The organism is Microbacterium sp. (assembly GCF_011620665.1).
In the GTDB taxonomy this organism is placed as follows: domain Bacteria; phylum Actinomycetota; class Actinomycetes; order Actinomycetales; family Microbacteriaceae; genus Microbacterium.
On record NZ_WOYQ01000004.1, the window covers coordinates 1 to 25167 of the forward strand.

The window sequence follows — 25167 nt, forward strand, 5'->3', positions numbered from 1 at the left end:
GACAAGCCGTTCCTCATGCCGATCGAGGACGTCTTCACCATCACCGGCCGCGGCACGGTCGTCACGGGTCGCGCCGAGCGTGGCACGCTGGCGATCAACTCCGAGGTCGAGATCGTCGGCATCCGCCCGACGCAGAAGACCATCGTCACGGGCATCGAGATGTTCCACAAGCAGCTCGACGAGGCCTGGGCCGGCGAGAACTGTGGTCTGCTGCTGCGCGGCACCAAGCGTGACGACGTCGAGCGCGGCCAGGTCGTCGCGAAGCCGGGATCGGTCACGCCCCACACGAACTTCGAGGGCACGGCGTACATCCTGTCCAAGGAGGAGGGTGGCCGTCACAACCCCTTCTACACGAACTACCGTCCGCAGTTCTACTTCCGCACCACCGACGTCACCGGCGTCATCTCGCTGCCCGAGGGCACCGAGATGGTCATGCCCGGAGACACCACCGACATGACCGTCGAGCTGATCCAGCCCATCGCCATGGAAGAGGGACTCGGCTTCGCCATCCGCGAGGGTGGCCGCACCGTCGGTGCCGGCACCGTCACCAAGATCCTGAAGTGATCACAGCGATCTGAACGCAGAGGTGCCCCTGGGCTTCGGCCTGGGGGCACCTCTGTGTGATCGCGGACCAGCTCTCGTCGGTTCGGTCGGTTCAGTTCGAGGTGCGAGACACCCCTTCGCCCGGTGCGGGCGACAGCAGCTCGAACAGCGCCTCGACCGTGGCGGCCATGTCGACGTCGGGCTCCAGCATCCACTGCACCTGCATGCCATCCACGACGGCGTGCACGATCCGGGCCAGGGTGTCGGCGTCGATCCGATCGGTGATCGCCCCGGTGGCTTGGCGGTCCGCGATCGCGCTCGCGAAGAACGTTCGCAGGCCCACGCCTCGCTCGATGAAGAACCGGTGGGCGGGATGCGCGGGATCGGTGGCGTCGACGGAGAGCCGCGCGAAGAGCTGGACGAGCCCGGGCACCTCGGCGTTGTGCCGGATGACGGCGAGGTAGGCCGCACGCAGGTCTGCCGGCTCGTCGCCCACCAGGTCCTGTTCAGCGATGTCGACCTCATCGCGCTTGCGCAGAATCTCGGTGAACAGCTCCTCTTTGCTGTCGAAGTAGTGCAGGAGTCCGGCCTGGCTCAGGCCGACGGCCTCCGCAAGCTCCTTGACCGATGCGCCCCGGTAGCCTTCGCGCGCAATGACCTCGAGCGCGCGCTCGAGGATCTCGTCACGCTTGGCGACGCCCTTTGCGTACGGACCGCGAAGTCTTTGCTGCTCTGCCATAGCCCCAGTAAACCGAACAGGACTTGATTCTCAAAACCGAGTGCCCTATGGTTTTCCTCGAGCGTCCAGGGTGGATGCCCGAGAGGAAATCCGACGATGATGTCAGACATCCCTGTCCAGCCTGAAGCGCCGATCGAGGCGGCAGCGCTGATGACCGAGAGCACCTTTGTATCGACAGCAGCCGGCAACGAAGACCCGCCTGCTCCGATAAGGGGTCTTCGCCGTCTTCTCGGCTGGATCATTCCGGCCAACCTCGGCGTGTTCCTCGTGTGGGGAGCGGTCCCCGGCATCCTGCTTCCGCAGCAGATCACACTGGCGTTCGGTGAGGCCGACAAGGTCGCGAACCTCGCGATCGTCGCAACCATCGGTGCCTTCGCCGCGATGATCATGCAGCCGGTCGCCGGTCAGATCTCCGACCGCACCCGATCGCGGTTCGGGCGCCGCGCCCCCTGGATCGTGATCGGCTCGCTCGCCGGCGCACTGTCGCTCGTCGGCCTCGCGTTCGCCCACACGCTGGTCGGGATCGCGATCGCCTGGACGCTCGTGCAGATCTCCTACAACTTCGCCCAGGGCCCGCTGAGCGCGGTGATGCCCGATCGCGTGCCGGTCGCCCGGCGTGGCACGTTCGCCGCACTCTCGGGTATCGGACTGATGGTGGGTGTGCTGGGCGGCTCGATCCTCGGCTCGATGTTCTTCAACAGCCTCACGCTCGGGTATATCGTCTTCGCCGTCCTCTCGGTCGTAGCTCTGAGCCTCTTCGTGGTCTTCAACCCCGACTATCCGAGCACGGACCTCCCACGCGAGCCCTTCGACGCCGGAGCGTTCCTGCGGACGTTCTGGGTCAACCCGATCACGCACCCCGACTTCTTCTGGGCGTTCACCGGGCGTCTCCTGCTCTACACGGGGTACTTCGCCGTAACCGGGTACCAGCTGTTCATCCTCACCGACTACCTCGGTGTCGACAACCCTGAGCAGGTGATTCCGATGCTCGGCCTGATCAGCATCGCCGGCATCCTGATCGCCACGATCATCTCTGGTCCGCTGTCCGATCGTCTGGGTCGCCGAAAGCCGTTCGTCTTCGCGTCATCCCTCATGCTGGGGCTTGCCATGCTGTTGCCGTGGTTGGCCCCGACTCTGGAGTCGTGGATGCTCATGACGCTCCTCGCCGGACTCGGCTTCGGCATGTTCCAGGCGGTCGACACCGCGCTCATGAGCGAAGTTCTGCCCTCAGCCAAGTCCTTCGCGAAGGATCTCGGCGTGGTCAACATCGCAGCCACGCTGCCGCAGACGATCGCGCCCGCGGTCGCCGGTGCGATCGTGCTCACTTTCGGCTTCGCGGGGCTCTTCCCTGTCGCCATCGTGCTCAGCGTCCTGGGCGCGTTCGCCGTCTGGCCGATCAAGGCCACGCGATGAGCGCGAAGCGGGCGGTCGACGTGACGGTCACCGATCTGACGCTGGAGGAGAAGGCCTCGCTCACCAGTGGCGCGAGCTTCTGGCACACCACCCCGATCGAGCGGCTCGGCATCCCCTCGATCATGGTGACCGACGGACCTCACGGGCTCCGCAAGCAGCGCGACGGCGGCGACCACCTCGGCCTCGGAGACAGCGTGCCGGCCACGTGCTTCCCGCCCGCGGTCGCACTGGGGTCTTCGTGGGACGTCGATCTCATCCACCGCGTTGGCGAGGCACTCGGCACCGAGACCTCGATAGAGGACGTCGCGGTGCTGCTGGGCCCCGGACTCAACATCAAGCGCTCCCCGCTGTGCGGCCGCAACTTCGAGTACTTCTCCGAAGATCCGGTCATCTCCGGAGTGCTGGGGGCCGCGATCGTGAAAGGCATCCAGTCCAAGGGCGTGGGGACCTCGCTCAAGCACTTCGCGGCGAACAACCAGGAGGACGATCGCATGCGGGTCTCCTCGGACGTCGACGCGCGGCCGCTGCGCGAGATCTACCTGCGCGGTTTCCAGCGGGTGGTTCAGGAGGCCCAGCCGTGGACGGTCATGTGTTCGTACAATCGGATCAACGGCGTGTACGCGTCGGAGGATCCCTGGTTGCTCACGAGGGTCTTGCGTGACGAGTGGGGTTTCGACGGCCTCGTCGTGTCGGACTGGGGGGCGGTCAACGAGCGGGTTCCGTCGATCGCCGCGGGCATGGACCTGGAGATGCCGAGCTCGAACGGGATCACAGACGCGCAGATCGTCGCCGCGGTGAAGGACGGCTCGGTCGACGAGTCTGTCGTGGACACGGCGGCGGGACGCGTGCTCGATCTCGTGCGAAAGTACCAGGCCGGTGCCGGCTCGGTCGAGGGACCCCTCGACGTCGATGCCCACCATGCCCTGGCGCGCGAGGCCGCGGGCCGCGGCATCGTGCTGCTGAAGAACGACACGCGTGGACCTGAGGGGTCGACGGTGCTGCCCCTCTCCAAGAACGCCCGTATCGCGGTGATCGGCGAGTTCGCCGACAAGCCCCGCTACCAGGGCGCGGGCTCCTCGATGATCAATCCCACGCGCCTCGACAGCGCGCTGGATGAGATCCGCGCGCTGGCCTCGGGTGAGGTCGCGTACGCTCAGGGATTCAGCAACTCCGTGACCGTGTCGGCCGACGAGACAGCGGAGCTGCGTGACGCCGCGGTGGTCGCGGCATCCGCCGCCGAGGTCGCCGTGCTGTTCCTGGGCCTTCCCGCCCGCCTCGAGTCGGAGGGGTATGACCGCGACGACATCGACCTGCCCGCCGAACAGCTCGCGCTGGTCGATGCCGTGCTCGAGGTCAAGCCTGACACGGTCGTCGTGCTTTCCAACGGAGGCGTCGTGGCGCTCCCGTTCGCGGACCGCGTGCCCGCGATCCTCGAGGCCTGGCTGCTCGGCCAGGCTGGCGGCGGCGCAACCGCCGACGTGCTCTTCGGCGACGTGAACCCGTCGGCCAAGCTCACCGAAACGATGCCGTTGCGCCTTGAGGACACGCCGGCGTTCCTCGACTTTCCGGGCGAGTTCTCGCACACCCGTTACGGCGAGGGGCTCTTCGTCGGATACCGCTGGTACGACGCGCGGCGCATGGAGGTCGCCTTCCCGTTCGGCCACGGACGGTCATACACGACCTTCGGCTATGGGGATGCTTCTGCCGAGGTCGCCGGTGATGGCTCGGTCTCGGTGACCCTTGCGCTGACCAACACGGGTGATCGTGCAGGGCGCGAGGTCGTGCAGGTCTATACGTCGCTGCCGGGCGGGCTGGTGCAGCGTCCGCTGCGCGAGCTGAAGGCGTTCGCCTCGGTCGCCCTCGAGCCGGGGGAGACCCGCACGGTCACGCTGGTGGTGCACCGCGAGGACCTCGCCTACTGGGACGTCCGGGTGGACCGCTGGGTCGTCGAGGGTGGCTCGTATGCAATCGAGATCGGAGCATCGAGCCGCGACATCCGCGCGACCGCAGAGGTCGAGCTCGAAGGCGACGCTCTGCGGGTGCCGCTGTCGAGATCGTCGTCGCTGGCGGAGGTCATGGCTCACCCCGTCGTCGGTGGCATGGTGCAGGCGGCGATCGCTCAGATGATGGGCGAGATGGACAGCGCCGCCTCGATCATGCCCGAGGGCGTCGACATGTCGAGGATGATGGCCTCGTTCCCGATCGGCCGGGCCGGCATGTTCGCCGCCGGCGACCCCAACGCCTCCATCACCCCCGAGCTGATTGAGGGCCTGATCGCGATGGCCAACGCCCCGCAGGGCTGATACGTCCGGCTGGTGGATGCCGATCTCCGACGATCGCGAACACGTCAGCTCTCGTTCACCTCCCGGCTTCCGGGCATCAGCAGGATGGTGCGTAATCGTCCCTCGCCCGAAGGTGCATACTGATGCGTTCCCCCCTGCATGTCCGTCCTCGTCCCCGTATTCTCACGGCCGGCGTCGCCTTTGCCATCGGCATCCTTCCGCTCACCGTCTTCGCGGGTGCGCCCGTGTCGGCCGTGACGAGCGATGTCAAGATCAACGAGGTCAGCTCCGACCCGGCGGACTGGATCGAGCTCATCAACACCGGATCTGCGGCGGTCGACGTCTCAGGATGGCTGGTCTCGGACAACGCGCGGACCTCCGACCCCACACACGTCCAGCCACTCGCCGAAGGGACCCTCATCCCCGCAGGAGGATTCCTGAAGGTCGACTACACCGCCGCCGGCTTCGGCAAGGGGGACGAAGCGAACCTCTACCTCCCCGACGCGTCGACGGTGGTCGACACGACCACGTGGCCGGCTGCCACGCATGCCACCTCGTGGGGCCGGTGCCCCGACGGGAACGGCGTGTTTCGGGGGACCGAGCCCACTCCGGGCGCCGCCAACATCTGCGCCGTGACACCGCCTCCGGCGCTCGACCCCGGCTGGGATGACATCGAGATCAACGAGATCTCGTCTCTCAACGACGATGATGCGGGCAATACCGGATTGAAGGATGCCGTCGAGCTCGTCAACACCGGTGGGAGCGATGTCAGTGTCGAAGGCTGGTACCAGACCGACAGCGGTGCGGCCGAAGGCGCTTCGCCGTTGACTCTTGCGGACCTCAGAGCATGGGACGGGGACTCGCTCGAGCCGGCCGGCTCCTGGATCATCCCCGCGGGTGGCTACGTGGTCTTCTCGTCGAAGAAGGGGCTCTCCGGTGAGGGCGACAGTGTGAAGCTCTACGGTCCGGGCGCCGATGCGGCGACCCGACTCCTCATCGATGAGCAGAGCTACGGGGACGGCGATGCCGGCGTATCCGACGCCTACGAGTCTGACGCCCTCGCCTCAGCCGCATGTCCCGATGGATCCGACGACTTCTGGCGCGTGACTGAGAGCAGCTTCGGCCGGGACAACGCCGACTCCTGTGCGACCAAGTCTCGCCGCCTGGATACGACCGTCGTCCTGAACGAAGTGTCCAACGTCGGAGGCAAGGCCGAGCTTCTCAACGGGGGAACGGCGCCCGTCGAGATCTCCGGCTGGGAGCTGCTGGACTCCGACGGCAACGTCGTCCACACCGTGCCTGTGGGAACTGTTCTCGCTCCGGGAGCCTTCTACGTCGGCCACGACATCGTCGGACTCGAGAGCGCTGATTCGCTCACCGTTCGCCGCGGTGACGATGGGGCGAGCGTCATCGCGCACACCTGGTACGAAGATGGCATTGCTTCATACAGTCGCTGTGAGCTGTTCGGCACCGTCTCGTACGTCGAGACCCCGACCGCGACCTGGGGGTCCGTCAACGCCTGCCCCGCTCTGAGCACCGAGATCTGGCCGGGCGCGAGCACTGTTGAGGTCGTCGATGCCGTCGACGCGTTCACCGACCTCGACGCCAACGACGAGGGGGACGTCTCGGGCGTCGCGTTCGACCCGAACGATCCGAGCATTCTCTGGGTGGCAATGAACAAGGGCCGCCTCTTCAAGATGCACCAGGTCGACGGCCTGTACACGGCCTTCCCCGAGTGGGATGGCGGGCTCCCGCTCCGCTTCGTCGACGGCGGCGGCGAGCTCGACGCGGAGGGCGTGACGGTCGGCCCCGATGGTGCGATCTACCTCACCTCGGAGCGAGACAACCTCCGCGCCAAGGGAACCTCGTACAACAAGGTCGCGCGCTACGACGTGAGTGCGGTGTCGAGCGCCACGACCGAGCTGATCGCCACCCACGAGTGGGATGTCAACGAATTCGTGCAGACCGGCACGAACCTCGGTCTCGAGGGGATCACGTATGTTCCCGACGCGTTCCTCGTGAACGCCGGCTGGCGAGCGGGTGGCGCGGCCTACACCGCGGCCGCTCACCCGACGCCCGGCTTGTTCGTCACGGCGGTCGAGGGGACGGGTGCACTGCACTTCTTCTCCCTCGCGGTCGGCGCCCCCCCGGTCGAGGTGAAGGTCGAGGCATCCGGCTTCCCCTGGTCGATGGATGTCGCCTACGATCCTGATCGTGCGGCGCTGTGGACTCTGTGTGACGACAGCTGCGGAGGCGTCTACAACATCCTGAAGGTGGTCGACGGAGACTTCCGGGTCGACCGCACCTACGCTCGTCCGGCCGGGATGCCCAACCTCAACAACGAGGGTATGGCGATCGCGCCATCCTCCACCTGCACCGACGATTTCCAGGACGTCGTGTGGGCGGACGACGGCGACACCGACGGCCACTCGCTGCGCAGCGGCACTCTCCCGTGCGTGGAGGTCTCTGTCGACCCGGAGCCGACCCCGACCCCGACCCCGACGCTTGCACCGGCGCCGGGACCGGCATCGGATGCCGAGCTGATCGATGCGAACCGCGGCGCGGTCCAGGCGCCCGACACGGCCGCTCCCGGGCAAACCGTGACGCTGTTCGTCGGCGCGCGGTATGCCGGTGACACCGTCTGGGTATGGCTGCACTCCACGCCGATCTCACTCGGTTCCGCGGTCGTCGCCGCAGACGGCACGATCGCTGTCACGCTGCCCGCAGGCGTGGCGCCCGGCGATCACCGCTTCGTCGTGCTCGACGCCGCGGGCCGCGTCGTGGGCTGGACCGAGGTCACGGTGACCGGCTCGCTCCCCGCGAGCGGTTCGCTCGCGGCAACCGGTTCCCAAACGGGAAGTGCGTCGGGTGCGGCCGCTCTCGCTCTGATCCTCTTGAGCGTGGGATCGGTCGCGATGATCATGCGACGCAGGATCGGCCGCGCCTGATCAGGACGCGAGGAACGCCAGCAGGGCCTCGTTGACTTCTGCGGCGTGAGTCCAGAGCAAGCCGTGCGGGGCGCCTTCGACCTCGACGTACGTCGCATCCGGCAGCAGGTCGCGGAACCGTCTTGCGGTCGCATCGATCGGGACGACGTGGTCGGCCGTGCCGTGCACAATGAGCGCCGGGACAGTGATGCTCGGGATGTCGCCTCGGAAATCGGTCGGCCATGTCAAGGGCGCTGCGGCGATGGCGGTGTTGCCGGCGTAGTTGGCGACCTGCACGCTCGCCTCCACCGCCTCCCACGAGATGCGTGAGCCGAGCAGCTCGTCGAGGTTGTAGAAGTTCTGGAAGAAGTCGGTGAGGAACGCGTGGCGGTCGGCGCGCACGGACGCGCTCACTTCCTGGAAGTACTCCTGCTGCGCTGTGCCCCCGGGGTTGTCGTCGGTCTTGAGCAGGAAGGGCTCCAGCGACCCGAAGAACGCCGCCTTCGCCACCCGCGCACTGCCGTAGCGCGAGAGGTAGCGGGCGATCTCTCCGGTGCCCATCGAAAATCCCACCAGGACGACATCGTTGAGGTCCAGATCTTCGATGAGCGCGTGCAGATCGGCAGCGAAGGTGTCGAAATCGTAGCCCGATCCTGGTTTCGACGACGCGCCGAAGCCACGTCGGTCATAGGCGATCACCCGGTATCCGGCATCCAGCAGGGCCGCCTGCTGCTTGCCCCACGACTCGCCGTTGAGCGGGAAGCCGTGGATGAGGACGACCGGCTGCGCGGTTGCACCTTCTCGCGGGGCCATGGGTCCCTGGTCGGTGTAGAAGAGCTCGATGTCGCCCGAGTTCTCGGTCCCGACGGTCACGTACGCCATTGTGTTCTCCGTTCGGTCGGGCACCGGAAGCCACGACCCTATCTCCGACGGTAGCCCGCGGCATCCGATCCCGCCAGGGGCAGTGCCCCGAGACTCCACACCCTGCCGAGCTCCTCGACCAGAGCGCCTTTCAAGGCCGTCTGGTAACGTGGCGCTCGGCGCCCGTGTCGGGGCGCTCCGATGGCGTGGGGGTTGCGATGAGTGCGAAGTCCGCTGAGCCGACATTCACCGAGGTGACACGCTTCCTGGACTGGGACCAGCCTGCCGTGCAGGAGTTCACCGCACAGGCGATCGGCGACGCCACGGACCCCGTCGAGAAGGCCAGCCGGATCTTCGCGGCTGTGCGCGACGGCATCTGGTACGACCCGTACCTGATTCCTGCGGCAGAGAGCGACTTCCGCGCGAGCGTCGTGGCGACGACGACGCGCGCGTACTGCGTGCCCAAGGCCGTTCTGCTGACGGCGGCAGCCCGTGCCGCGGGAATTCCCGCCCGGCTGGGTTTCGCCGATGTGCGCAATCACCTGCAGACCGACACGCTGCGGGAGAAGATGCAAGGTAGCGACCTGTTCCCCTGGCACGGCTACACCGAAATGCTGATCGACGGACGCTGGGTCAAAGCGACTCCGGCGTTCAATGCCGAGCTGTGCGCAAGGTTCGGCGTGGAGCCACTCGAGTTCGACGGTGTGCACGACGCGCTCCTGCATCCGTTCTCCGGAGACGGTTCGGAGTATATGGAGTACGTGGACGATCACGGCTGGTTCGAGGACCTTCCGCTCGATCGCATCCTGGCGTCCTACGACGGATTCCGCTTCGACGACAGCGCCGCGGTCGCGGACGAAAAATTCGCCTGATCTGATCGCGCTGTGGGGAGCGGGCATGGCCCCGCGCCCCACGCAGGGGTCTGCAGCCGCTTCCACGGACGGGTCTTCGTTCCATTTCCCCTCCTCGACAAAATACCCTAGGGGGTATCCGTCAATCATCGACCCCCCTAGGTGCCCTCATGCTCGCCAAGCTCCGCTTCCTCCCGCTCCCGCTGTTCGCATCCGTGATGGGCATCGGTGGTCTGGCTCTGCCCTGGCGCAGGGCCGCGTCGGTCTGGGGCTGGCCTGACTGGCCCGCTGCCATCCTTTTCTGGGCCGGTCTGAGCGTCTTCGGCATCCTTCTGGCCCTCACCGCCGTCAAATGGGTGCGATACAGCGCCGATGCCCGCGCCGAACTGCGGAACCCGATGCGCATGCCCTTCGTCGCCACGCTGACCGTCAGTCTCCTCGTGCTCGCCACCGCCGGTCAGGACATCGCGCCGGCGCTCGCTTCGGTTCTCTGGTGGATCGGCACGGTGTCTCACGTTGTGGTCACGGTCGCGATCCTCAGCGCATGGTTCGTCCGGAGCGACATAACGCTGGCCAGCGTCACCCCGGTCTGGTTCATCCCGATCGTCGGCAATGCGATCGTGCCGCTGGCCGCTCCGCGGCTGGGGTCGATCGATCTCGCCTGGTTCTCGTTCGGTGCGGGCGTCGTGCTCTGGCTCGCCTTGCTGCCGATTGTTCTTCTGCGGGTCCTCCTGCACAGCGATCCGTTGCCGCCCAAGCTCCTGCCGACCCTGGCCATCTTCATCGCCCCGCCCTCGATCATCATGCTCTCGTGGGGGGTCCTCACCGGTGACCTGAGCGGACCCGTACCGCGCATTCTCGCTGGCGCGGCTTTGATGTTCGTGCTCCTGCTCGTCGCGCGGATACGCGTCCTCATCCGCGTGCCGTTCGCGATCTCGTTCTGGGCCTACACCTTCCCGATGGCGGCAGTCTCGGCCGCAACGATCGCCATGGCTGGTGCGAACCCCGGTGTGATCATCGCGATCATCGGCGTGGTGCTTCTGGCTTTCACGACGCTCCTGGTCTTCGCCGCCATGGCGCTGACCTTTCGCGCGGCAGCACGCTCCGAAATCTGTGTGCCCGAGTAGCGTCTCCCCGCACGGAGGTCTCCGCTCGCTCTCTGCGTGCTACAGCAAATCACGCCGGTGGACGAGTGCCGCCGCCCCGATCAGGGGTGCATCGCCGCCGAGTTCGGCGCGAACGACCCGCAATCGCGCAGCGTACGCGTTGACGCACGCCGCGTGTGCGGCAGCCTCGATCTGCGGGGCGAAGTCATCGGCGACGAACGAGAAGCCGCCCCCGATCACGGCGAGATCCAGATCGAGCAGTGTCGCCGTGCTCGCGAGCCCTATGCCGATGGCCTGGGCGGATCGTGCGACGGCGGAGACGGCGATGATGTCGCCGTCGCGGTAGGCGGCGGCCAGCTCCTCACCGGTCGTCCCGCTCCATCCCTGCCGCTGCGCCCATGCGACCGCGTGAGGTCCTGATGCGCGCTCTTCCACGGTGGATGCTGCAGCATCCCCGTGAATGTCCCCCACGATGACCTGCCCGAGGTGGCCCGCGTTTCCCGAGCCGCCGGCGAGGAGGCGGCCGTCCGAGATGATTCCGCCTCCGATCCCTGTCGAGACCACGAACACGAGCGCGTTGGTGGCGCCCCGCGCGGCACCGAGCCATACCTCGGCGAGTGCGATGCAGGTGCCGTCGAGGCGCAGGGTGACGTCACTGAGCCCGCTTTCCCGCGCGACCATGTCGACGAGCGGGAAGCTGCGAGCCGAAGGCAGGTTGACGGGGGAGATCGTGCCCGCAGTCCGGTCGATGGGTCCTGCCGCTCCGACCCCGACCGCCGTCACCATGCTCCACCCGGGCAGCGATCGGCAGTGCGCGATCACGCCGGTCAGCGCTCTCTCGAGCACACCGCGGTCCGCGGCGGCGGCCGCACCGGTCGCGATCCTCGTCCGGGAGCCGGGGACGATGGTTCCCGCCGCGTCGACCAGCGCGGCCTCGACCTTGGTGCCGCCGAGATCGATGGCAAGTGCGAGTGCCATGTGAATCCTCCGGGAATGCGCTGTTCCATGCCCCTCACAGCATGACATCCAGCGTAGTGTCGGCCCCAGCGATCGGCATCCGCCTTTGGCTTCGCCCAACGGATCTTCTTCGGGAACCGCGCCGATCGACTGGAGCCACTCGTGGCCGCACCTGGCCTCGCATCACAGAACACCTCTACCCTGGGGCCCGTCCGGCAGACCTATGCCACCGCCGAGACGTTCCCTCCCGCGGCCCGCGCGTACACGCAGGTCTCGCAGGTCGCCAAAGAGCTCGGGCTCCTGCGCCGCACCCCCTGGTTCTACGCGCTCGTCGGCACCGCCGTCGCGCTCGCGTTGGGTGCGTGCGTGGCAGGCTTCATCCTGCTCGGCGACAGCTGGTTCCAGCTCCTGATCGCCGGCGCACTCGGCATCGTGTTCACGCAGGCTGCATTTCTGGCGCACGAGGCGGCGCACCGCCAGATCCTTGCGACCGGACCCGCGAACGACCGACTGGCCCGGTTCATCGCCGGCGGCGTCGTCGGGATGAGCTACTCCTGGTGGGACGGGAAGCACTCTCGCCATCACGCGAACCCCAATCGTGTGCGCAAGGATCCCGACATCGCCGTCGACACGATCTCCTTCCTCGAGGAGGATGCCGCGAAGGCACGGGGCCTCCTTCGCCTCATCACCCGCAAACAGGGCTGGCTGTTCTTCCCGCTGTTGACACTCGAAGGTCTGAACCTTCACTACCTGGGGCTCAAGCACCTGATCACCACAAAGGAGAAGATCCCCGGCCGCTGGCTCGAGCTCACGCTGATCGCGGCCCGTCTCGCGGTCGTGCTGGTCCCGGTCTTCCTGCTCCTGCCGATCGGCATGGCCTTCGCCTTCCTCGGTGTGCAGCTCGCGATCTTCGGCGTCTACATGGGCGCGTCATTCGCTCCCAACCACAAGGGCATGCCGATCATCGCCGAGGGCGCGCGCCTCGACTTCTTCAGCAAGCAGGTGCGCACGTCGCGCAATATCCGCGGCGGCTGGTGGGCGACCTGGTTGATGGGTGGACTCAATTACCAGGTGGAGCATCACCTTTTCCCGAGCATGGCCCGTCCGCAGCTGGCGAAGGCGCGATTGATCGTCCGTGACGCTTGTGAGTCCACCGGCGTGCCGTACACGGAAACGAGCCTGTGGCGCTCGTACGCGATCGTGATCGAGTACCTCAACCGCGTCGGCCTGGCCGCGCGGGACCCGTTCGACTGCCCGATGGTCTCTGAGTACCGCCGCGCGTGACGCGGGGCATCGCTCAGGTCGGGCTCACCGACGGATTACGGTAGGGGAGTGGGCAGGTTCAGCTATGAGGGCGACGCGAAGGTCGACATCGACGACCGGGCTCTCGCGCACCTGCAGGTCGTGATCGGGCAGAAGCTCCGTCGTGGCGAGCCGTTCTACTTCACTTGGCGCAACGACGCGAGCCTCGGCGAAGGTCGCACGACGGTGTGGCTGCATCCGCAGGCCTCGCTGGTCTTCAAGTTCCACGGCAGCAGGCAGCCGAGCCTCAACCGAGCCTGGCTTGAAGCGCTGAGCCACACGGCGAACTCCGGTTCGGGGCTCTACGTGGTGCCTGAACCTGCCGTCTCCGCAACCGGCGAGGTCATCCTCGGCTGAGCGGAAGACTGTACCCCGCAGAGCGTGCCGATCCGCTGGGCGCGAGCGCGGTTCAGCCGGCCACGTCGACAGTCTGCGGTGAAGCATCTTCACGGGCTTCTCGCGCAGCGTCGATGTGCTCGGCGATGAGGGTGATCCCGCCCGAAGAGTTCGCGGATTGTGCGAGCTCTTCAATCCACTCGCGGCTGAGCTCAGTGGGTTCGGGGTCGTCGAAGACGAATCGGATGGGAATCGACGGGTGCAGCCAGATCGTGCTGCGGCCGCGCGGTTCGTCGTCGGGATGGCGCCACGACAGCGTGAAGCTCTCGCCGCGTCGCAGCTTGGTCGCCAGGACGACCTTCAGGTGAGCAAGAGCCCGATCGTCGATGTGGATCGGTGTCGCCGACCCGCCGTAGTAGAGAGTTCCCACGGACGCGATTCTAACGCGGGCATCTTCTCAGCCGATGCGCGAGTGCTCGCCCAGTCGGTGCCAGGTGCGGTTGTGATAGACCAGAGCCTCACTGTCGTCGGCATCGCGGCCGAGCTCATACTGCAGCGCGTGAGCGGCGACGACGGTGGAGCCGCCGGCATCCATTCGCCCGATGACGGCGCAACGCACCCACGCGCGCACATCGCGATACACCGGCTCGCCGGTCACGAGTCGCGACCACCGGTCCGGCTGGGCGAACCGGTCGATCTCACTGGTCGCGCCGAGCTTCGCCAACTCGAGATCCTGCGTGTCCAAGAGGTGCACGACGACCGTCTCGGCCCTCAGGAGAACGTCGGATGCCGAGGACTGTGCCGAGATCGAGAAGATCAGCAGCGGCGGTTCCGTGCTCACCGACGCGACCGATGTCGCGGTCAGTGCGACGGGTCCGTCACCGGCATCGGCGGTGATCACGGCGACCCCGCCGGGATGCCCGCGGAAGAGGGCCTTGAACTCATCCGCCGACAGTGACGAGCCGAAGTGGGGAGCCGGCGCCGGGCCGGCAGGCCGCGGGTCGACGTCTGGGTGGGAGGACGATGGCATACCTCGACGCTACGCCCCCGCAGCGGGGTCGGGGCCCGTCGGCATCCCCGCATCACCGCACGCGGCGTGGAGGGCCTGGTCGAGGTCGGCGACGAGGTCGGCGACCGTTTCGATCCCGACCGAGAGGCGGATGAGCCCCTCGCCGATGCCGAGGCGCGAACGCTCGTTGACCGTGAAGCCCGCGTGCGTCGTCGTGGCCGGGTGCAGCGCCATCGACCGCACGTCGCCGATGTTCGTCATGCGGCTGAAGACGCGCAGCGCGTCGAAGAACCGCGCCGCGCTGCGCCGGCCACCCCTGATCGTGAACGAGAAGACCGATCCCGCGTGGCCGCCGAACCGCTCCTGAGCGATGGGGAAGTATTCGTTGTCCGGGAGACCCGCGAAGTCGACGCTCTCGACGGCGGGGTGATCGTTCAGCCAGTGCGCGATCGCCGCCGCGTTTTCGAGGTGCTTGGCCATCCGCAGAGAAAGCGTCTCGATTCCCTGCTGAAGGAGGAACGAGTTCACCGGCGAAAGGGCGGGTCCCAGGTCGTTGACGATTCCGAAGCGCAGATACGCCTCGAGCGCGTGCCGCCCGTACTCCTCCACATACGATGGCTTTCCGGGGCCGACCGGCTCGGTCAGCCCCGGGTACGCGCGCGGCGAGCCGGCCCAATCGAAGGTTCCGCCGTCGACGATGACCCCCGACAGGGCTGCGCCGTGTCCCGTGAGGAATTTCGTCGAGGAGTGCACGACGACGTCGGCGCCGTGCTCGAAGGGACGGATGATGTAGGGCGTCGCGACCGTGTTGTCGACGACGAGGGGGATGCCGTGGCGCCGAGTGATGGCGGCGACCGCCCGCACGTCGATGAGGTCGCACTTGGGGTTCGGGATCGTCTCGAGGAACACGGCCTTGGTGTCGGGCCGGATCAGGCCCTCCCACTCGGCCGCGTTGCGCGGATCGCGGACATAGTCGACGTCGACCCCGAGACGGCGGAACGTGCGGTCGAAGAGAACCCGCGTGCCGCTGTAGAGGCTCGCCGTCGCGATCAGATGTTCCCCGCCGCCCGCGAGCCCGAGCAGCACCGCGGTGATCGCCGCCTGCCCCGATCCCACGGCGATCGCGCCCACGCCGCCCTCGAGCGATGCGACCCGGTCCTCGGCGACCAGATGGGTCGGGTTGAGATTGCGCGAGTAGAGCTGTCCCTGGTCGGCGCCGGTGAAGCGCGCCTCGGCCTCGTCGAAGGAATCGAATCGGTACGCCGCGGAGAGGTAGATCGGCGTGACGCGTGCGGAGAAGTTTCGTTCCTCGCGCTCGCCGGCGTGCACCTGACGGGTGTCGAATCCGAAGCCATCCCAGTCGTAGTGCGGGTGAGCGGGGCCGTCGCCGGTGTCGTCGCCGGTGTCGGCGCCTGCGTGTAAGGAGGTCACTCCCACAGATTAGGGGTGACGACCTCTGCGTGCGCGTTCGGTGTCATACGAGGTCAGGCGACACCGGTCACGAGCCCGCCGCGCGGGCGGATGAGACCGAGGCGAGCGAGGCCCAGATACAGCTGGCAGCCGAGGCAGAGGCCGAAGACCGCATTGAGGAAGGCGGCGATGAACGCGATCGCACCGGCGATCGGCAGCGCCCACGGCACGCCCGCCAGATGGAGCACAAGTCCTATCGTCACGATCGCGAATCCGACCACCTGCGCGAATCGCGGCGGCCGCGGGTCCTCCAGGTCGGTCGGAGCCGTCAAACGGGGCCGGATGAGCGTGCGGAAGATCACCGACGAGGGCGAAGTGGACGCAGAGGTGAAGCCCCAGACGAAGAGGAGATCGACGACCAGGAGAACCCAGAACGCGGGGTCGGCGACGCGATCGCCGATCGAGGTGCCCGGCCGGGTCGCGGACCCCACAAGAGCGAGGAATGTGCCGATCAGGAGCAGGACGGACGTGATGGATGCGCCGAATCGGGGTCCGCGCGGATCGATCGGGGTGGGACGGGCGGTGCTGTCAGGAGTCGTGGCCATGCGCCCACGGTAGCCAGATCGGCGTGGTTCGCGGACGGACGGTGTCACACGGAGACACATGGTCACGCCGTGCAGCGCGGCTGATGTGAGTGCACAATGGATACCGGGTATGTACATACCCGGTAGGGACGGAGGTGGGGATGTCGGTACGCCACAGCCTGTTGGCGATCCTGGATCAGGGGCCCTGCTACGGCTATCAGCTGCGGAGCGAGTTCGATCGACGCACCGGATCCACGTGGCCGCTGAACGTGGGGCAGATCTACAACACCCTCGACCGACTCGAACAGGGCGGTTTGGTCGCCAAGGACGCGATGGATGCGCGGGGGCACGTGGTCTGGCGGATCACGGAAGCCGGCTCGACCGAGGTCCGCGCCTGGCTCGCGTCCCCCGTGGAGCGCGCACCGGGGACGCGCGATGAGCTCGCGATCAAACTGGCCGTTGCGGCGACTCTTCCCGGTGTGGAGGTGTCGGGGGTGATCGACGCGCAGCGGGCGGCCGCGCGGGTTCGGGTGGATCGCCTGCGCGTCGAGTCGCCCGCAGAAGTGAACGATCCCGTCGAGCTCGCCCGTGCCCTCGTCGTGGATGCGATGCTGTTCGCGGCCGAAGCCGAGCTGCGCTGGCTCGACTCCGCCGCCGAGCGCGTCGCGCGGCATCCGGATGGGACGCTGGCGCTCGCTCTCTCCGCCGACGCGCCCAGACGGGGCCGACCGGCCAGGACTCCCGCGGCCGGTAGCGCGGTCGCTGGGTAGGCTCACCACATGACCGCGCTTCTGACGACCGCCGCCGAGGTGAACGACCTCCTCCGAGGCCGCCGCGTCCCCGTCATCCTCGACATCCGGTGGCGTCTGGGTGGCCCCGACGGGCACCCCGCGTACCTGGAGGGTCACCTGCCGGGCGCCGTCTTCGTGCCGCTCGATGACGAACTCGCCGCACGCGGCGCGCCGGCCCACGGCCGGCATCCGCTGCCGGGGGCAGGGGAGTTCCAGGCATCCGCCCGCCGCTGGGGGATCCATGACGGCGATACCGTGATCGTCTACGACGACTGGCTCGGTTTCGGCGCTGCGCGCGCGTGGTGGATGCTGCGGGATGCCGGCGTCGACGTGCGCGTGCTCGACGGCGGATTGTCCGCCTGGCTCGCGGACGGTCTGGCGCTCGAGACCGGCGAGGTCACGCCGGAGCCGGGGTCGGTCACCCTTCATCCGGGTCACCTCCCGCAGCTCACGATCGACGAGGCCGCCGTTCTCGCGCAGGATGGCGTTCTGCTGGATGCACGCGCGGGCGAACGCTACCGAGGTGAGACCGAGCCGATCGACCCGCGCGCCGGTCACATCCCGGGTGCGCTCAGCGCGCCCACGAGCGAGAATGTCGACGATCGCGGCCGCATGCGCAGCCCGGCCGACCTGCGCGCTCGCTTCGCGGGCTTCGGGGCCGGCGAGAGGCCGGTCGGCGTCTACTGCGGGTCCGGCGTGAGTGCGGCGCAGGAGGTGCTCGCCCTCGCGATCGCCGGTTACGAGGCGGCGCTGTATCCGGGATCGTGGAGCGAGTGGTCGAACCACCCCGATCGTCCGGTGGCTACCGGCGCCGGCGGTTGATCTCGCCCTCGGCGTGTGATACCCACAGATCATGCGCTTCGAGACGATCATGCAGCAGTTCGGCAACAACACGGGGATCGAGGTGCCACCCGAGGTGATCACCTCGCTCGGCGGCGGCAAGCGGCCGGCCGTGGCCGTGCAGGTGAACGGCTTCGCGTATCGCTCGACCGTGGGCGTCATGGGAGGAAAGGCGCTCATTCCGTTCAGCTCCGACAAGCGGGCCGCGTCCGGGATCGCCGGCGGCGATGCGCTCGTGGTCGACATCGAGTTGGATACGGCTCCGCGGGCTGTCGAGGTCCCGGACGATCTGACCGCTGCGCTCGCCGCCGCCGGAGCGACCGACGCCTTCGACGCCCTATCGCCGAGCGTCCGCAAGGCGCACGTGACGGCGGTCGACGGCGCGAAAGCCGCTGAGACCCGCGCCCGCCGCATTGAGGCGGTCGTCGCGAAGCTTCGCGGCTGATCCGGAGCGGCGGAGGTCACTGCCGGGCTGATTGGGAGGATGCCGGGGCCTGATGTAAGCTGATCGCTGGCCTTCGAGAGTCGGCCGGGCGCCCGTAGCTCAATGGATAGAGCATCTGACTACGGATCAGAAGGTTGGGGGTTCGAGTCCCTTCGGGCGCACACTGTGTTGAGACAGTGAATGGGAAAAGGGCCGATTATCGGCCCTTTTCCGTTTCTGCGCTGTCACTCTGATCCTGACGAGCGCCCGATGTCTCGTGGTCCGCGCGGGTCTCGGCCTTGATCACGGGCAGCACCTCGGTCAAGAAGAGCTCCAGGCTCGCGTCGGCGGCGGCTTCGGGCATACCGGGGTCGAACTGACCGACGAATCGATCCGATCCGAGCACCTCGCGGTGGGTCAGGATGCCGTCGATGATCTGCTGCGGGCTGCCCACGAGCAGCCCCGCGGCGACCCACTGATCGTAGACGTGCCGCGGCATGCCGTCCCGGAACGCGGGATGCAGCGACATGTAGTGGGCGTAGTACGGGTAGAACTCATCCTGTGCGCGCTGCGAGTTCCGTCCGACGAACATGTGCCCGCCGGTGGCCAGCTGCAGTGCTTCGGCCGGATGCCCGGCAGCTTCTCCGGCACGCCGGTACAGCTCCACGAGGCGCACGCCCTGTGCCGCCCCGGTGAACAGCGCCAGGAACATCGGCTGGCCCAGCCCCCCGGCCCGTACCGCGCTCTGCGGCGTTCCGCCGACGCCGATCCAGATCGGCAGACGGTCCTGGATGGGTCGCGGACCCACGTGCATGTTCCCCGCCAGCGGAGTGCGGAACCGGCCCTGCCAGGGCTTGCCCGGGGCATCCCTCAACTGGATCAACAGTCGCAGCTTCTCTTCGAAGAGACCGTCGTAGTCCTGCATGTCGTAGCCGAACAGCGGGAACGGCTCGGTGAACGCGCCCCGCCCCACGGTGATCTCCGCGCGCCCGTGCGAGAGCTGATCGAGAGTTCCGAACTGCTCCATCACGCGCACCGGATCCGCGGTGGAGAGAACCGTCACCGATGTCGTCAGGCGGATCCGCTGCGTGCGCGCCGCCACCGCTGCCAGCACGACTTCCGGGGCAGACACCGCGAAGTCGGGACGATGATGCTCGCCGAGGGCGAAGACATCCAGTCCAGCCGCGTCCGCAGCTTCCGCCTGACGCAGCAGTGCGTCGAGGCGGAGACCCCAGGTGCGCGGAGTCGTTTCGCCGATCATGTCCCCGAATGTGTAGATGCCTAGTTCCATGCTCGTCATACTAGTATTCTTTTCATACTGGTTTCCAAGTGGATACCGGAAGAGCCCAGAACGGAGAGTCCGATGCGCAAGACGCTCGACGATCCCTGCCCGTTCGGTCCTGCGGTCGAGATTCTGCTGCCCCGCTGGACGTCGCATATCCTCTGGGTTCTCAGCGAACACGGCACTCTCCGCTTTTCGCAGCTGCGCGCCCTGATTCCCGACATCACCCCCAAGGTGCTCACCGAACGACTGCGAAGACTCGAGCGCGACGGACTCATCCATCGCACCTGCTTTGCCGAGGTTCCTCCCCGCGTCGAGTACGCGGGCACTCCGCTCGCCGAGACTCTTCTGCCCGCCTTCCGCGTGCTGGCAACCTGGACGGATCAGCACCTCGACGACGTCTCGGCCGCCCGGCGCCGCTACGACTCAGAGAAGTGACGGGGATCGTCGCCGACGATCACCCGGTGCGGATTCACAGTGTGCTCCCAGTCCCGCGGGACCAAAATCGCGCCCCCGGTCGTTCTCTTCAGTAGCGCGGCAGCCGACCGCGCAGAATGAGGAGGACCCGCATGGCCCACGACTACCGCGCGACGGCCGACGCTCTCAGCCGTCTGACGCCCGCTCAGTACCGCGTGACGCAGGACGACGGCACCGAGCCGCCGTTCCACAACGAGTACTGGAACACGCACGAGGACGGCATCTACGTCGATGTCGTCTCCGGCCAGCCGTTGTTCTCATCGACGGACAAGTTCGACAGCGGAACCGGGTGGCCGAGCTTCACCCGTCCGATCGAGGCGTCCGCCGTGACCGAGAAGGTCGACGGGGTCCTCTGGATGAGGCGCACCGAGGTGCGCTCCGCAGGCGCCGACAGCCACCTCGGCCATGTCTTCGATGACGGGCCGCGAGATGCCGGCGGCCTGCGCTACTGCATGAACTCGGCGGCACTGAGATTCGTGCCGGCCGCGGAGCTCGAATCGCAGGGCTACGGTGAGTACCGCACGCTCTTCGAGGACGTCACCACCACCGAGGAGAACGCATCATGATCGATACCGGAGCCATCACCCGCACACCCGGAACGGAGACGGCCGTGCTCGCCGGCGGCTGCTTCTGGGGCGTCGAAGACCTCATCCGCCGTCAGCCGGGCGTGCTCGATACGCGTGTCGGGTACACCGGCGGCCGAAACGACCACGCGACCTACCGCATGCACCCGGGTCACGCCGAGGCGGTTGAGATCGTCTTCGATCCGACGAAGACGACGTATCGTGACCTCCTCGCCTTCTTTTTTCAGATTCACGACCCGTCGACTCTGAACCGGCAGGGCAACGACGTCGGAACGAGTTACAGGTCAGCGATCTTCCCGCTCACCGACGAACAGGAACGAGTCGCGCGCGACACGATCGCCGACGTGAATGCCTCAGGGCTCTGGCCGCGCGCGGTTGTCACGACGATTGAGCCCGCCGGCCCGTTCTGGGAGGCCGAGCCCGAGCATCAGGACTACCTTGTGCGCAACCCCCACGGTTACACCTGCCATTTCGTGCGACCCGGCTGGGTTCTCCCCAGGCGCGGCGCCGACGCGGCGGTCTAGGCGGAACGGGTTCGCAGCCAGACGAATCCATGCGGCCGCAACACGATGCCCTCGTTCAGATCGACGTCGGCGTTGCGCACGAGATCACGCGCCGTGCGCATGAGGCCGGAGAGCGTCATCGGGTCGATCTGGACCTCGGCATCCGACACGTTGGCGAGGACCAGGACGACCGAGTCTCCGGCGATTCGCTGGTAGCCGAGCACACTCGCGTGCGGGGTGCGGAACGTGGACAGGGAGTTGCCCGCGAACTCGGGCGTCGCGCGCCGCACCGAGATGAGCTTCGTCAACCGTTCGAACACACGGCCCGCGGGCGTGGATGTGTCGCCGCGGCGAGCGTACTGATCCCGGGGGCGATTGCCCCGGTGCACCCAGCGCGAGTCGCCGCGGCGGCCGGGATCATCCGCGTAGGAGTAGTCATTGAGCTGGGCGACCTCGTCGCCGAGGTAGAGCAGTGGCACCCCGCCGGTGGAGAGGGCGATCGCGTGCGCGAGAACGACCCGATCCTCACCGCCCGGGTCCCCCGCCTCGATCCCGGCGAGGGAAGCGGTCGTGCCGGCCACACGGGCATCACCGGACGTGGGGTTCTGCTGAAAGGCGACGCCGCGCGCGAAAGCGCCCTCGTGCCGGCCCGTGTAGAAGCGATTCAGGAACTCGCGGTGACCACGGCCGTCGATCCCGAGCTCTGCAGCATCCTCATCGGCGAACGTCCATCCGATGTCGTCATGACTGCGCACGTAGGTGACCCACGCAGTACCGGCGGGCAGGGCGTGACGACGCTCGAGGGCCTGCTGCAAGAGGCGCGCGTCGCGCGTGGCGAGCGCCTCCCAGGTCAGCGCCATCTGCAGCGGGTTGTATGAGAGGCGGCACTCTTCGGGTGAAACGTAGGACACCACCTCGTCCGGGTGCACGATCGCCTCGGACTTGAACACGACCCCCGGTGCCGCCATCGCCAGCACGGCATGGAATGCCTGCAGCACCAGGTGCGCCTCGGGCAGTGACTCGCACGAGGTGCCCAGCTGCTTCCAGATGAACGCCACGGCATCCATTCGCAGCACCTCGACGCCCTGGTTCGCGAGGAACAGCATCTCGCCGGCCATGGCGCGGAAAACCGCCGGATTCGCATAGTTGAGGTCCCATTGGTACCGGTGGAACGTGGCCCACACCCAGCGACCGTCCTCGAGGGCGACGAAAGAGCCGGGGTGGTCGTCCGGGAAGACTTCGCGCGTCGTCCGCTCGTACGCATCCGGCATCTTGCGGTCGGGGAAGATCAGGTAGAAGTCCTCGAACTCGGGGTCACCGGCGAGTGCCCTCTGCGCCCAGTCGTGCTGGTCGCTCGTGTGATTGAAGACGAAGTCGAGCACGAGCGAGATTCCCGCCAGCCGCAGCTCGGCGGCAAGATCAGCGAGCTGGGTCATCGTCCCGAGGCTCGGGTTCACGCGGCGGTAGCTCGAGACCGCGTACCCGCCGTCGCTTTCGCCGTCGGGGCTGTCGAACAGGGGCAGGAGGTGCAGGTAGGTCAGTCCCAGCTCACGGAAGTACGGGATCTGCTCGCGGATGCCGGCGAGGTTGCCCCCGAAGCGGTCGACGTAGCAGACGCCACCCAGCATCCGTTCGGATTGGAACCAGTCGGGGTCGCTCCTGCGCTGCCGATCGTGGACCTTGAGATCGAGGGGACGAGTGTTCCACGAGGCGGATGCTGTGGCCACCACCTGCGCGAGCTGCTCCCGTCTGTCGGGGCGTGCGCCGTACAGTCGAGTGAACAAGCCGTGGAGGCGCGGGAAGTGGGCGTCGAATCGCTCGAGGAAGTCGTCGTCGACCCGCCCCGAGGTCGACGCGGCGGCCAGTGCCGCGGCGCGATCCTCGTCGAAGACGTCGACTGGCCGGACGGCGGGAATGGTCATGTGGCGGCTCCTTTCCGACCAGCCTACGGTGGCCCGGCCGGGCGACGTGTGGCGGCGTAGGCTCGACACGTGACCGCATACGTCTCGGCGTTCGAGCTGTTCTCGATCGGCGTCGGCCCCTCGAGCTCCCACACCGTCGGTCCCATGCGAGCCGGCCGTGACTTCGGCGCGCGCGTGAGTGAGGCGGCGGCCGTGGTCACGCGCATCGAGTGCGTGCTCTACGGTTCGCTCGGCGCGACCGGGATCGGTCACGGTACGCCGGATGCGGTGGTGGCCGGTCTGCTCGGACTCGAGCCCGAGACGGTCGATCCCGCTGAGGTGCGGCGGCGGTGGACGGACTGGAACGATGGAGATGCACTGCTGTTCGGCGGGCGGCATCCGGTTTCGTTCGCCAAGGCGGACATCGCCTTCGCGCCCCGCACCCGCCTGCCTGGACACCCCAATGCCATGACGTTGCGGGCATGGGATGCCGCGGGCGCGGAGGTGGCCGCCGAGACGTATTACTCGGTTGGTGGTGGTTTCATCCGGCGTGAGGGCGAGCCAGTGAACCTTGCGGCGCATGCGGCGCCGGTGCCGTTCTCGAGCGCCGAGGAACTCCTGGCGCAGTGTGACGAGCGGGGAATATCGATCGCCGAGGCGGCTCGGATGAACGAAGAGGCGATGCGCACGGAAGACGAGATCGCGGCGGGCCTGGATGCGATCTGGGACGCCATGGCGGCGTGTGTGGATGCCGGACTCCACGCCGGCGGCGTTCTGCCGGGCATGCTGAAGGTCAAGCGCCGTGCCGGTGCCATTCGTTCGCAACTCGAGGCCGTCGAGAACGAGGGTGGTCGAGAGATCCCGGGGGAGTGGCTGGGCGCGTTCGCGCTCGCCGTCAACGAGGAGAACGCTGCGGGTGGCCGTGTGGTGACCGCACCGACCAACGGTGCGGCCGGGATCCTCCCCGCCGTCGCGATGTACTGGTGGCGCTTCCTCGCCGACTCGGGGCTCGGGTCGGGCAATGCTGTGACCCCCTACGGGGAGCTGGTCGGATCGGCATTGCTCGATCTGCACCCGGCCGGCGATGCTTCGCCCTCGACCGTGGAGGCGAACCGGCGGCGGGGAATCAGGAGGTTCCTGTTGACGGCGGCGGCGCTGGGGTCGTTGTTCAAGGCGAATGCCTCGATTTCGGGTGCCGAAGGCGGGTGTCAGGCCGAGGTCGGATCAGCTTGCGCCATGGCTGCCGGCGGGCTGACCGCGGTGATGGGCGGCACGAACCGCCAGATCGAGAACGCTGCCGAGATCGCGATGGAGCACCATCTCGGGCTGACCTGCGATCCCGTCGGCGGGCTGGTGCAGATCCCTTGCATCGAGCGCAACGCCATCGCGGCGTCGACCGCGGTGACCGCTTCGCGGCTCGCGCTGCGCGGTGACGGCGCCCACTTCGTCTCGCTGGATGCCGTGGTCGAGACGATGCGTCAGACGGGGATCGACATGAGCACCAAGTACAAGGAGACGAGCGAGGGCGGCCTCGCGGTCAACGTCATCGAGTGCTGAGCGTCGGGGGCGGTCCTCAGGACGATCGCAGCTTCGCGGTGAGAGCCCGCAACTGGGTGAGTTCGTCGTCGGTGAGCACCGACATCCGCTCGGCGATCGATTGACCGTGCACGGTCGCGATGCGCCGGAAAGCGGCCAGTCCCTGCTCGGTCGCGCGCACGACAGCGCCGCGACCGTCTTCGGGGTCCGGGCATTTCGAGATGAGACCCCGCGCCACCATCCGGTCGACGAGACGCGAGACGCTGGGCTGGCTGATCAGCATGTTCGCCGTGACGTCGCGCAATCGAGCGGCATTCCCCTTGCCCCGTGAAACCGTGAGCAGGACGTCATATTCCGACTGAGTCAGATCCTTATCGTAGAAGTCGACGCTGATCTCGTAGAGCACCGCATGCTGGGCGCGGAAGAGGCTTTCCCACGCGGAGATCGCAAGGCGTCGGTCGGTCATGGCGTCCACCTTAGTGCGCGCCTAGGGTGGGTGGCATGAGACG

Annotated in this window: 25 protein-coding genes and 1 tRNA gene; 16 read left to right on the forward strand and 10 right to left on the reverse strand. The window is 67.6% G+C overall.

What is annotated here, in order from left to right; genetic code table 11:
- A partial coding sequence (locus QZV81_RS00480; RefSeq protein ID WP_292830855.1) for an EF-Tu/IF-2/RF-3 family GTPase occupies positions 1–564 on the forward strand: 564 nt, incomplete at its 5' end.
- A 91-nt stretch (positions 565–655) separates the two neighbouring features.
- On the opposite strand, the gene QZV81_RS00485 is transcribed toward QZV81_RS00480, so the two are convergent.
- Complete coding sequence (locus QZV81_RS00485; RefSeq protein WP_292830858.1) at positions 656–1282, reverse strand: TetR/AcrR family transcriptional regulator; 627 nt, start codon at positions 1280–1282, stop codon at positions 656–658.
- 150 nt (positions 1283–1432) lie between these two features.
- On the opposite strand from QZV81_RS00485, the gene QZV81_RS00490 reads away from it, so the two are divergent.
- From QZV81_RS00490 to QZV81_RS00500, 3 genes are all read left to right on the forward strand, one after another.
- On the forward strand, positions 1433–2695 hold the full coding sequence (locus tag QZV81_RS00490) for an MFS transporter (RefSeq protein ID WP_292830861.1): 1263 nt from the start codon (positions 1433–1435) through the stop codon (positions 2693–2695).
- On the forward strand, positions 2692–4998 hold the full coding sequence (locus tag QZV81_RS00495; protein WP_292830864.1) for a glycoside hydrolase family 3 C-terminal domain-containing protein: 2307 nt from the start codon (positions 2692–2694) through the stop codon (positions 4996–4998). Before QZV81_RS00490 ends, QZV81_RS00495 begins: the two co-directional genes overlap by 4 nt.
- 122 nt (positions 4999–5120) lie before the next feature.
- Positions 5121–7925, forward strand: coding sequence for a lamin tail domain-containing protein (locus tag QZV81_RS00500; RefSeq protein WP_292830867.1), 2805 nt, complete (start codon positions 5121–5123; stop codon positions 7923–7925).
- Here QZV81_RS00500 and QZV81_RS00505 read toward each other — a convergent pair whose 3' ends face one another.
- Complete coding sequence (locus QZV81_RS00505; protein ID WP_292830870.1) at positions 7926–8786, reverse strand: alpha/beta hydrolase; 861 nt, start codon at positions 8784–8786, stop codon at positions 7926–7928.
- 197 nt (positions 8787–8983) lie between these two features.
- Here QZV81_RS00505 and QZV81_RS00510 point away from each other — a divergent pair, with 197 nt between their 5' ends.
- Together QZV81_RS00510 and QZV81_RS00515 are read left to right on the forward strand one after the other, a co-directional pair.
- A complete protein-coding gene (locus tag QZV81_RS00510; RefSeq protein WP_292830873.1) occupies positions 8984–9637 on the forward strand; it encodes a transglutaminase family protein in 654 nt (217 codons plus the stop codon).
- 149 nt (positions 9638–9786) lie between these two features.
- Positions 9787–10743 (forward strand): SLAC1 anion channel family protein, encoded by a 957-nt coding sequence (locus QZV81_RS00515; protein ID WP_292830876.1) that lies wholly within the window; start codon positions 9787–9789, stop codon positions 10741–10743.
- 39 nt (positions 10744–10782) lie between these two features.
- On the opposite strand, the gene QZV81_RS00520 is transcribed toward QZV81_RS00515, so the two are convergent.
- The gene (locus QZV81_RS00520; protein WP_292830879.1) at positions 10783–11700 is read right to left on the reverse strand and encodes an ROK family protein; all 918 of its coding nucleotides are present in this window, start codon (positions 11698–11700) and stop codon (positions 10783–10785) included.
- A 141-nt stretch (positions 11701–11841) separates the two neighbouring features.
- Between QZV81_RS00520 and QZV81_RS00525 the strand changes: the two genes are divergently transcribed.
- Both QZV81_RS00525 and QZV81_RS00530 read left to right on the forward strand, forming a co-directional pair.
- Positions 11842–12963, forward strand: coding sequence for an acyl-CoA desaturase (locus QZV81_RS00525; protein ID WP_292830882.1), 1122 nt, complete (start codon positions 11842–11844; stop codon positions 12961–12963).
- Positions 12964–13011: 48 nt separating this feature from the next.
- Positions 13012–13338: an ATP-dependent DNA ligase gene (locus tag QZV81_RS00530; protein ID WP_292830885.1), complete on the forward strand. Its 327-nt coding sequence runs from the start codon at positions 13012–13014 to the stop codon at positions 13336–13338.
- A 52-nt stretch (positions 13339–13390) separates the two neighbouring features.
- On the opposite strand, the gene QZV81_RS00535 is transcribed toward QZV81_RS00530, so the two are convergent.
- The 4 genes from QZV81_RS00535 to QZV81_RS00550 all read right to left on the reverse strand — a co-directional run bounded on the left by QZV81_RS00535 (position 13391) and on the right by QZV81_RS00550 (position 16341).
- Positions 13391–13747, reverse strand: a complete 357-nt coding sequence (locus tag QZV81_RS00535) for a hypothetical protein (protein ID WP_292830888.1) — start codon at positions 13745–13747, stop codon at positions 13391–13393.
- A gap of 27 nt (positions 13748–13774) precedes the next feature.
- Complete coding sequence (locus QZV81_RS00540; RefSeq protein ID WP_292830891.1) at positions 13775–14347, reverse strand: flavin reductase family protein; 573 nt, start codon at positions 14345–14347, stop codon at positions 13775–13777.
- A gap of 9 nt (positions 14348–14356) precedes the next feature.
- A complete protein-coding gene (locus QZV81_RS00545; protein WP_292830930.1) occupies positions 14357–15655 on the reverse strand; it encodes a PLP-dependent transferase in 1299 nt (432 codons plus the stop codon).
- 155 nt (positions 15656–15810) lie between these two features.
- Positions 15811–16341 carry a DUF4395 domain-containing protein gene (locus tag QZV81_RS00550; RefSeq protein ID WP_292830894.1) on the reverse strand — a complete coding sequence of 177 codons (531 nt, stop codon included), beginning with the start codon at positions 16339–16341 and terminating at the stop codon, positions 15811–15813.
- 140 nt (positions 16342–16481) lie between these two features.
- Here QZV81_RS00550 and QZV81_RS00555 point away from each other — a divergent pair, with 140 nt between their 5' ends.
- From QZV81_RS00555 to QZV81_RS00570, 4 genes are all read left to right on the forward strand, one after another.
- The gene (locus QZV81_RS00555; protein ID WP_292830897.1) at positions 16482–17090 is read left to right on the forward strand and encodes a PadR family transcriptional regulator; all 609 of its coding nucleotides are present in this window, start codon (positions 16482–16484) and stop codon (positions 17088–17090) included.
- Between the two features lie 9 nt (positions 17091–17099).
- Entirely contained in the window at positions 17100–17933 is an 834-nt protein-coding gene (locus QZV81_RS00560) for a sulfurtransferase (RefSeq protein ID WP_292830900.1), read from the forward strand.
- 31 nt (positions 17934–17964) lie between these two features.
- Positions 17965–18396: a YdeI/OmpD-associated family protein gene (locus QZV81_RS00565; protein WP_292830903.1), complete on the forward strand. Its 432-nt coding sequence runs from the start codon at positions 17965–17967 to the stop codon at positions 18394–18396.
- An 88-nt stretch (positions 18397–18484) separates the two neighbouring features.
- A tRNA-Arg gene (locus tag QZV81_RS00570) sits at positions 18485–18557 on the forward strand.
- 35 nt (positions 18558–18592) lie between these two features.
- Here the strand turns inward: QZV81_RS00570 and QZV81_RS00575 are convergent.
- Entirely contained in the window at positions 18593–19666 is a 1074-nt protein-coding gene (locus QZV81_RS00575) for an LLM class flavin-dependent oxidoreductase (protein ID WP_292830906.1), read from the reverse strand.
- Between the two features lie 72 nt (positions 19667–19738).
- Here QZV81_RS00575 and QZV81_RS00580 point away from each other — a divergent pair, with 72 nt between their 5' ends.
- The 3 genes from QZV81_RS00580 to msrA all read left to right on the forward strand — a co-directional run bounded on the left by QZV81_RS00580 (position 19739) and on the right by msrA (position 21242).
- Positions 19739–20095 (forward strand): helix-turn-helix domain-containing protein, encoded by a 357-nt coding sequence (locus QZV81_RS00580; RefSeq protein ID WP_292830909.1) that lies wholly within the window; start codon positions 19739–19741, stop codon positions 20093–20095.
- Between the two features lie 131 nt (positions 20096–20226).
- Positions 20227–20700, forward strand: coding sequence for a peptide-methionine (R)-S-oxide reductase MsrB (gene msrB, locus QZV81_RS00585; protein ID WP_292830912.1), 474 nt, complete (start codon positions 20227–20229; stop codon positions 20698–20700).
- Positions 20697–21242, forward strand: coding sequence for a peptide-methionine (S)-S-oxide reductase MsrA (msrA, locus tag QZV81_RS00590; protein ID WP_292830915.1), 546 nt, complete (start codon positions 20697–20699; stop codon positions 21240–21242). The genes msrB and msrA overlap by 4 nt, the downstream gene beginning before the upstream one ends.
- Here msrA and QZV81_RS00595 read toward each other — a convergent pair.
- Positions 21239–23143: an amylosucrase gene (locus tag QZV81_RS00595; protein WP_292830918.1), complete on the reverse strand. Its 1905-nt coding sequence runs from the start codon at positions 23141–23143 to the stop codon at positions 21239–21241. The genes msrA and QZV81_RS00595 overlap by 4 nt on opposite strands.
- Positions 23144–23212: 69 nt before the next feature.
- Between QZV81_RS00595 and QZV81_RS00600 the strand changes: the two genes are divergently transcribed.
- Entirely contained in the window at positions 23213–24679 is a 1467-nt protein-coding gene (locus QZV81_RS00600) for an L-serine ammonia-lyase, iron-sulfur-dependent, subunit alpha (protein WP_292830921.1), read from the forward strand.
- A gap of 16 nt (positions 24680–24695) precedes the next feature.
- Here the strand turns inward: QZV81_RS00600 and QZV81_RS00605 are convergent, their stop codons facing one another.
- Positions 24696–25124, reverse strand: coding sequence for a MarR family transcriptional regulator (locus tag QZV81_RS00605; protein WP_292830924.1), 429 nt, complete (start codon positions 25122–25124; stop codon positions 24696–24698).
- Positions 25125–25167 lie beyond the last annotated feature (43 nt).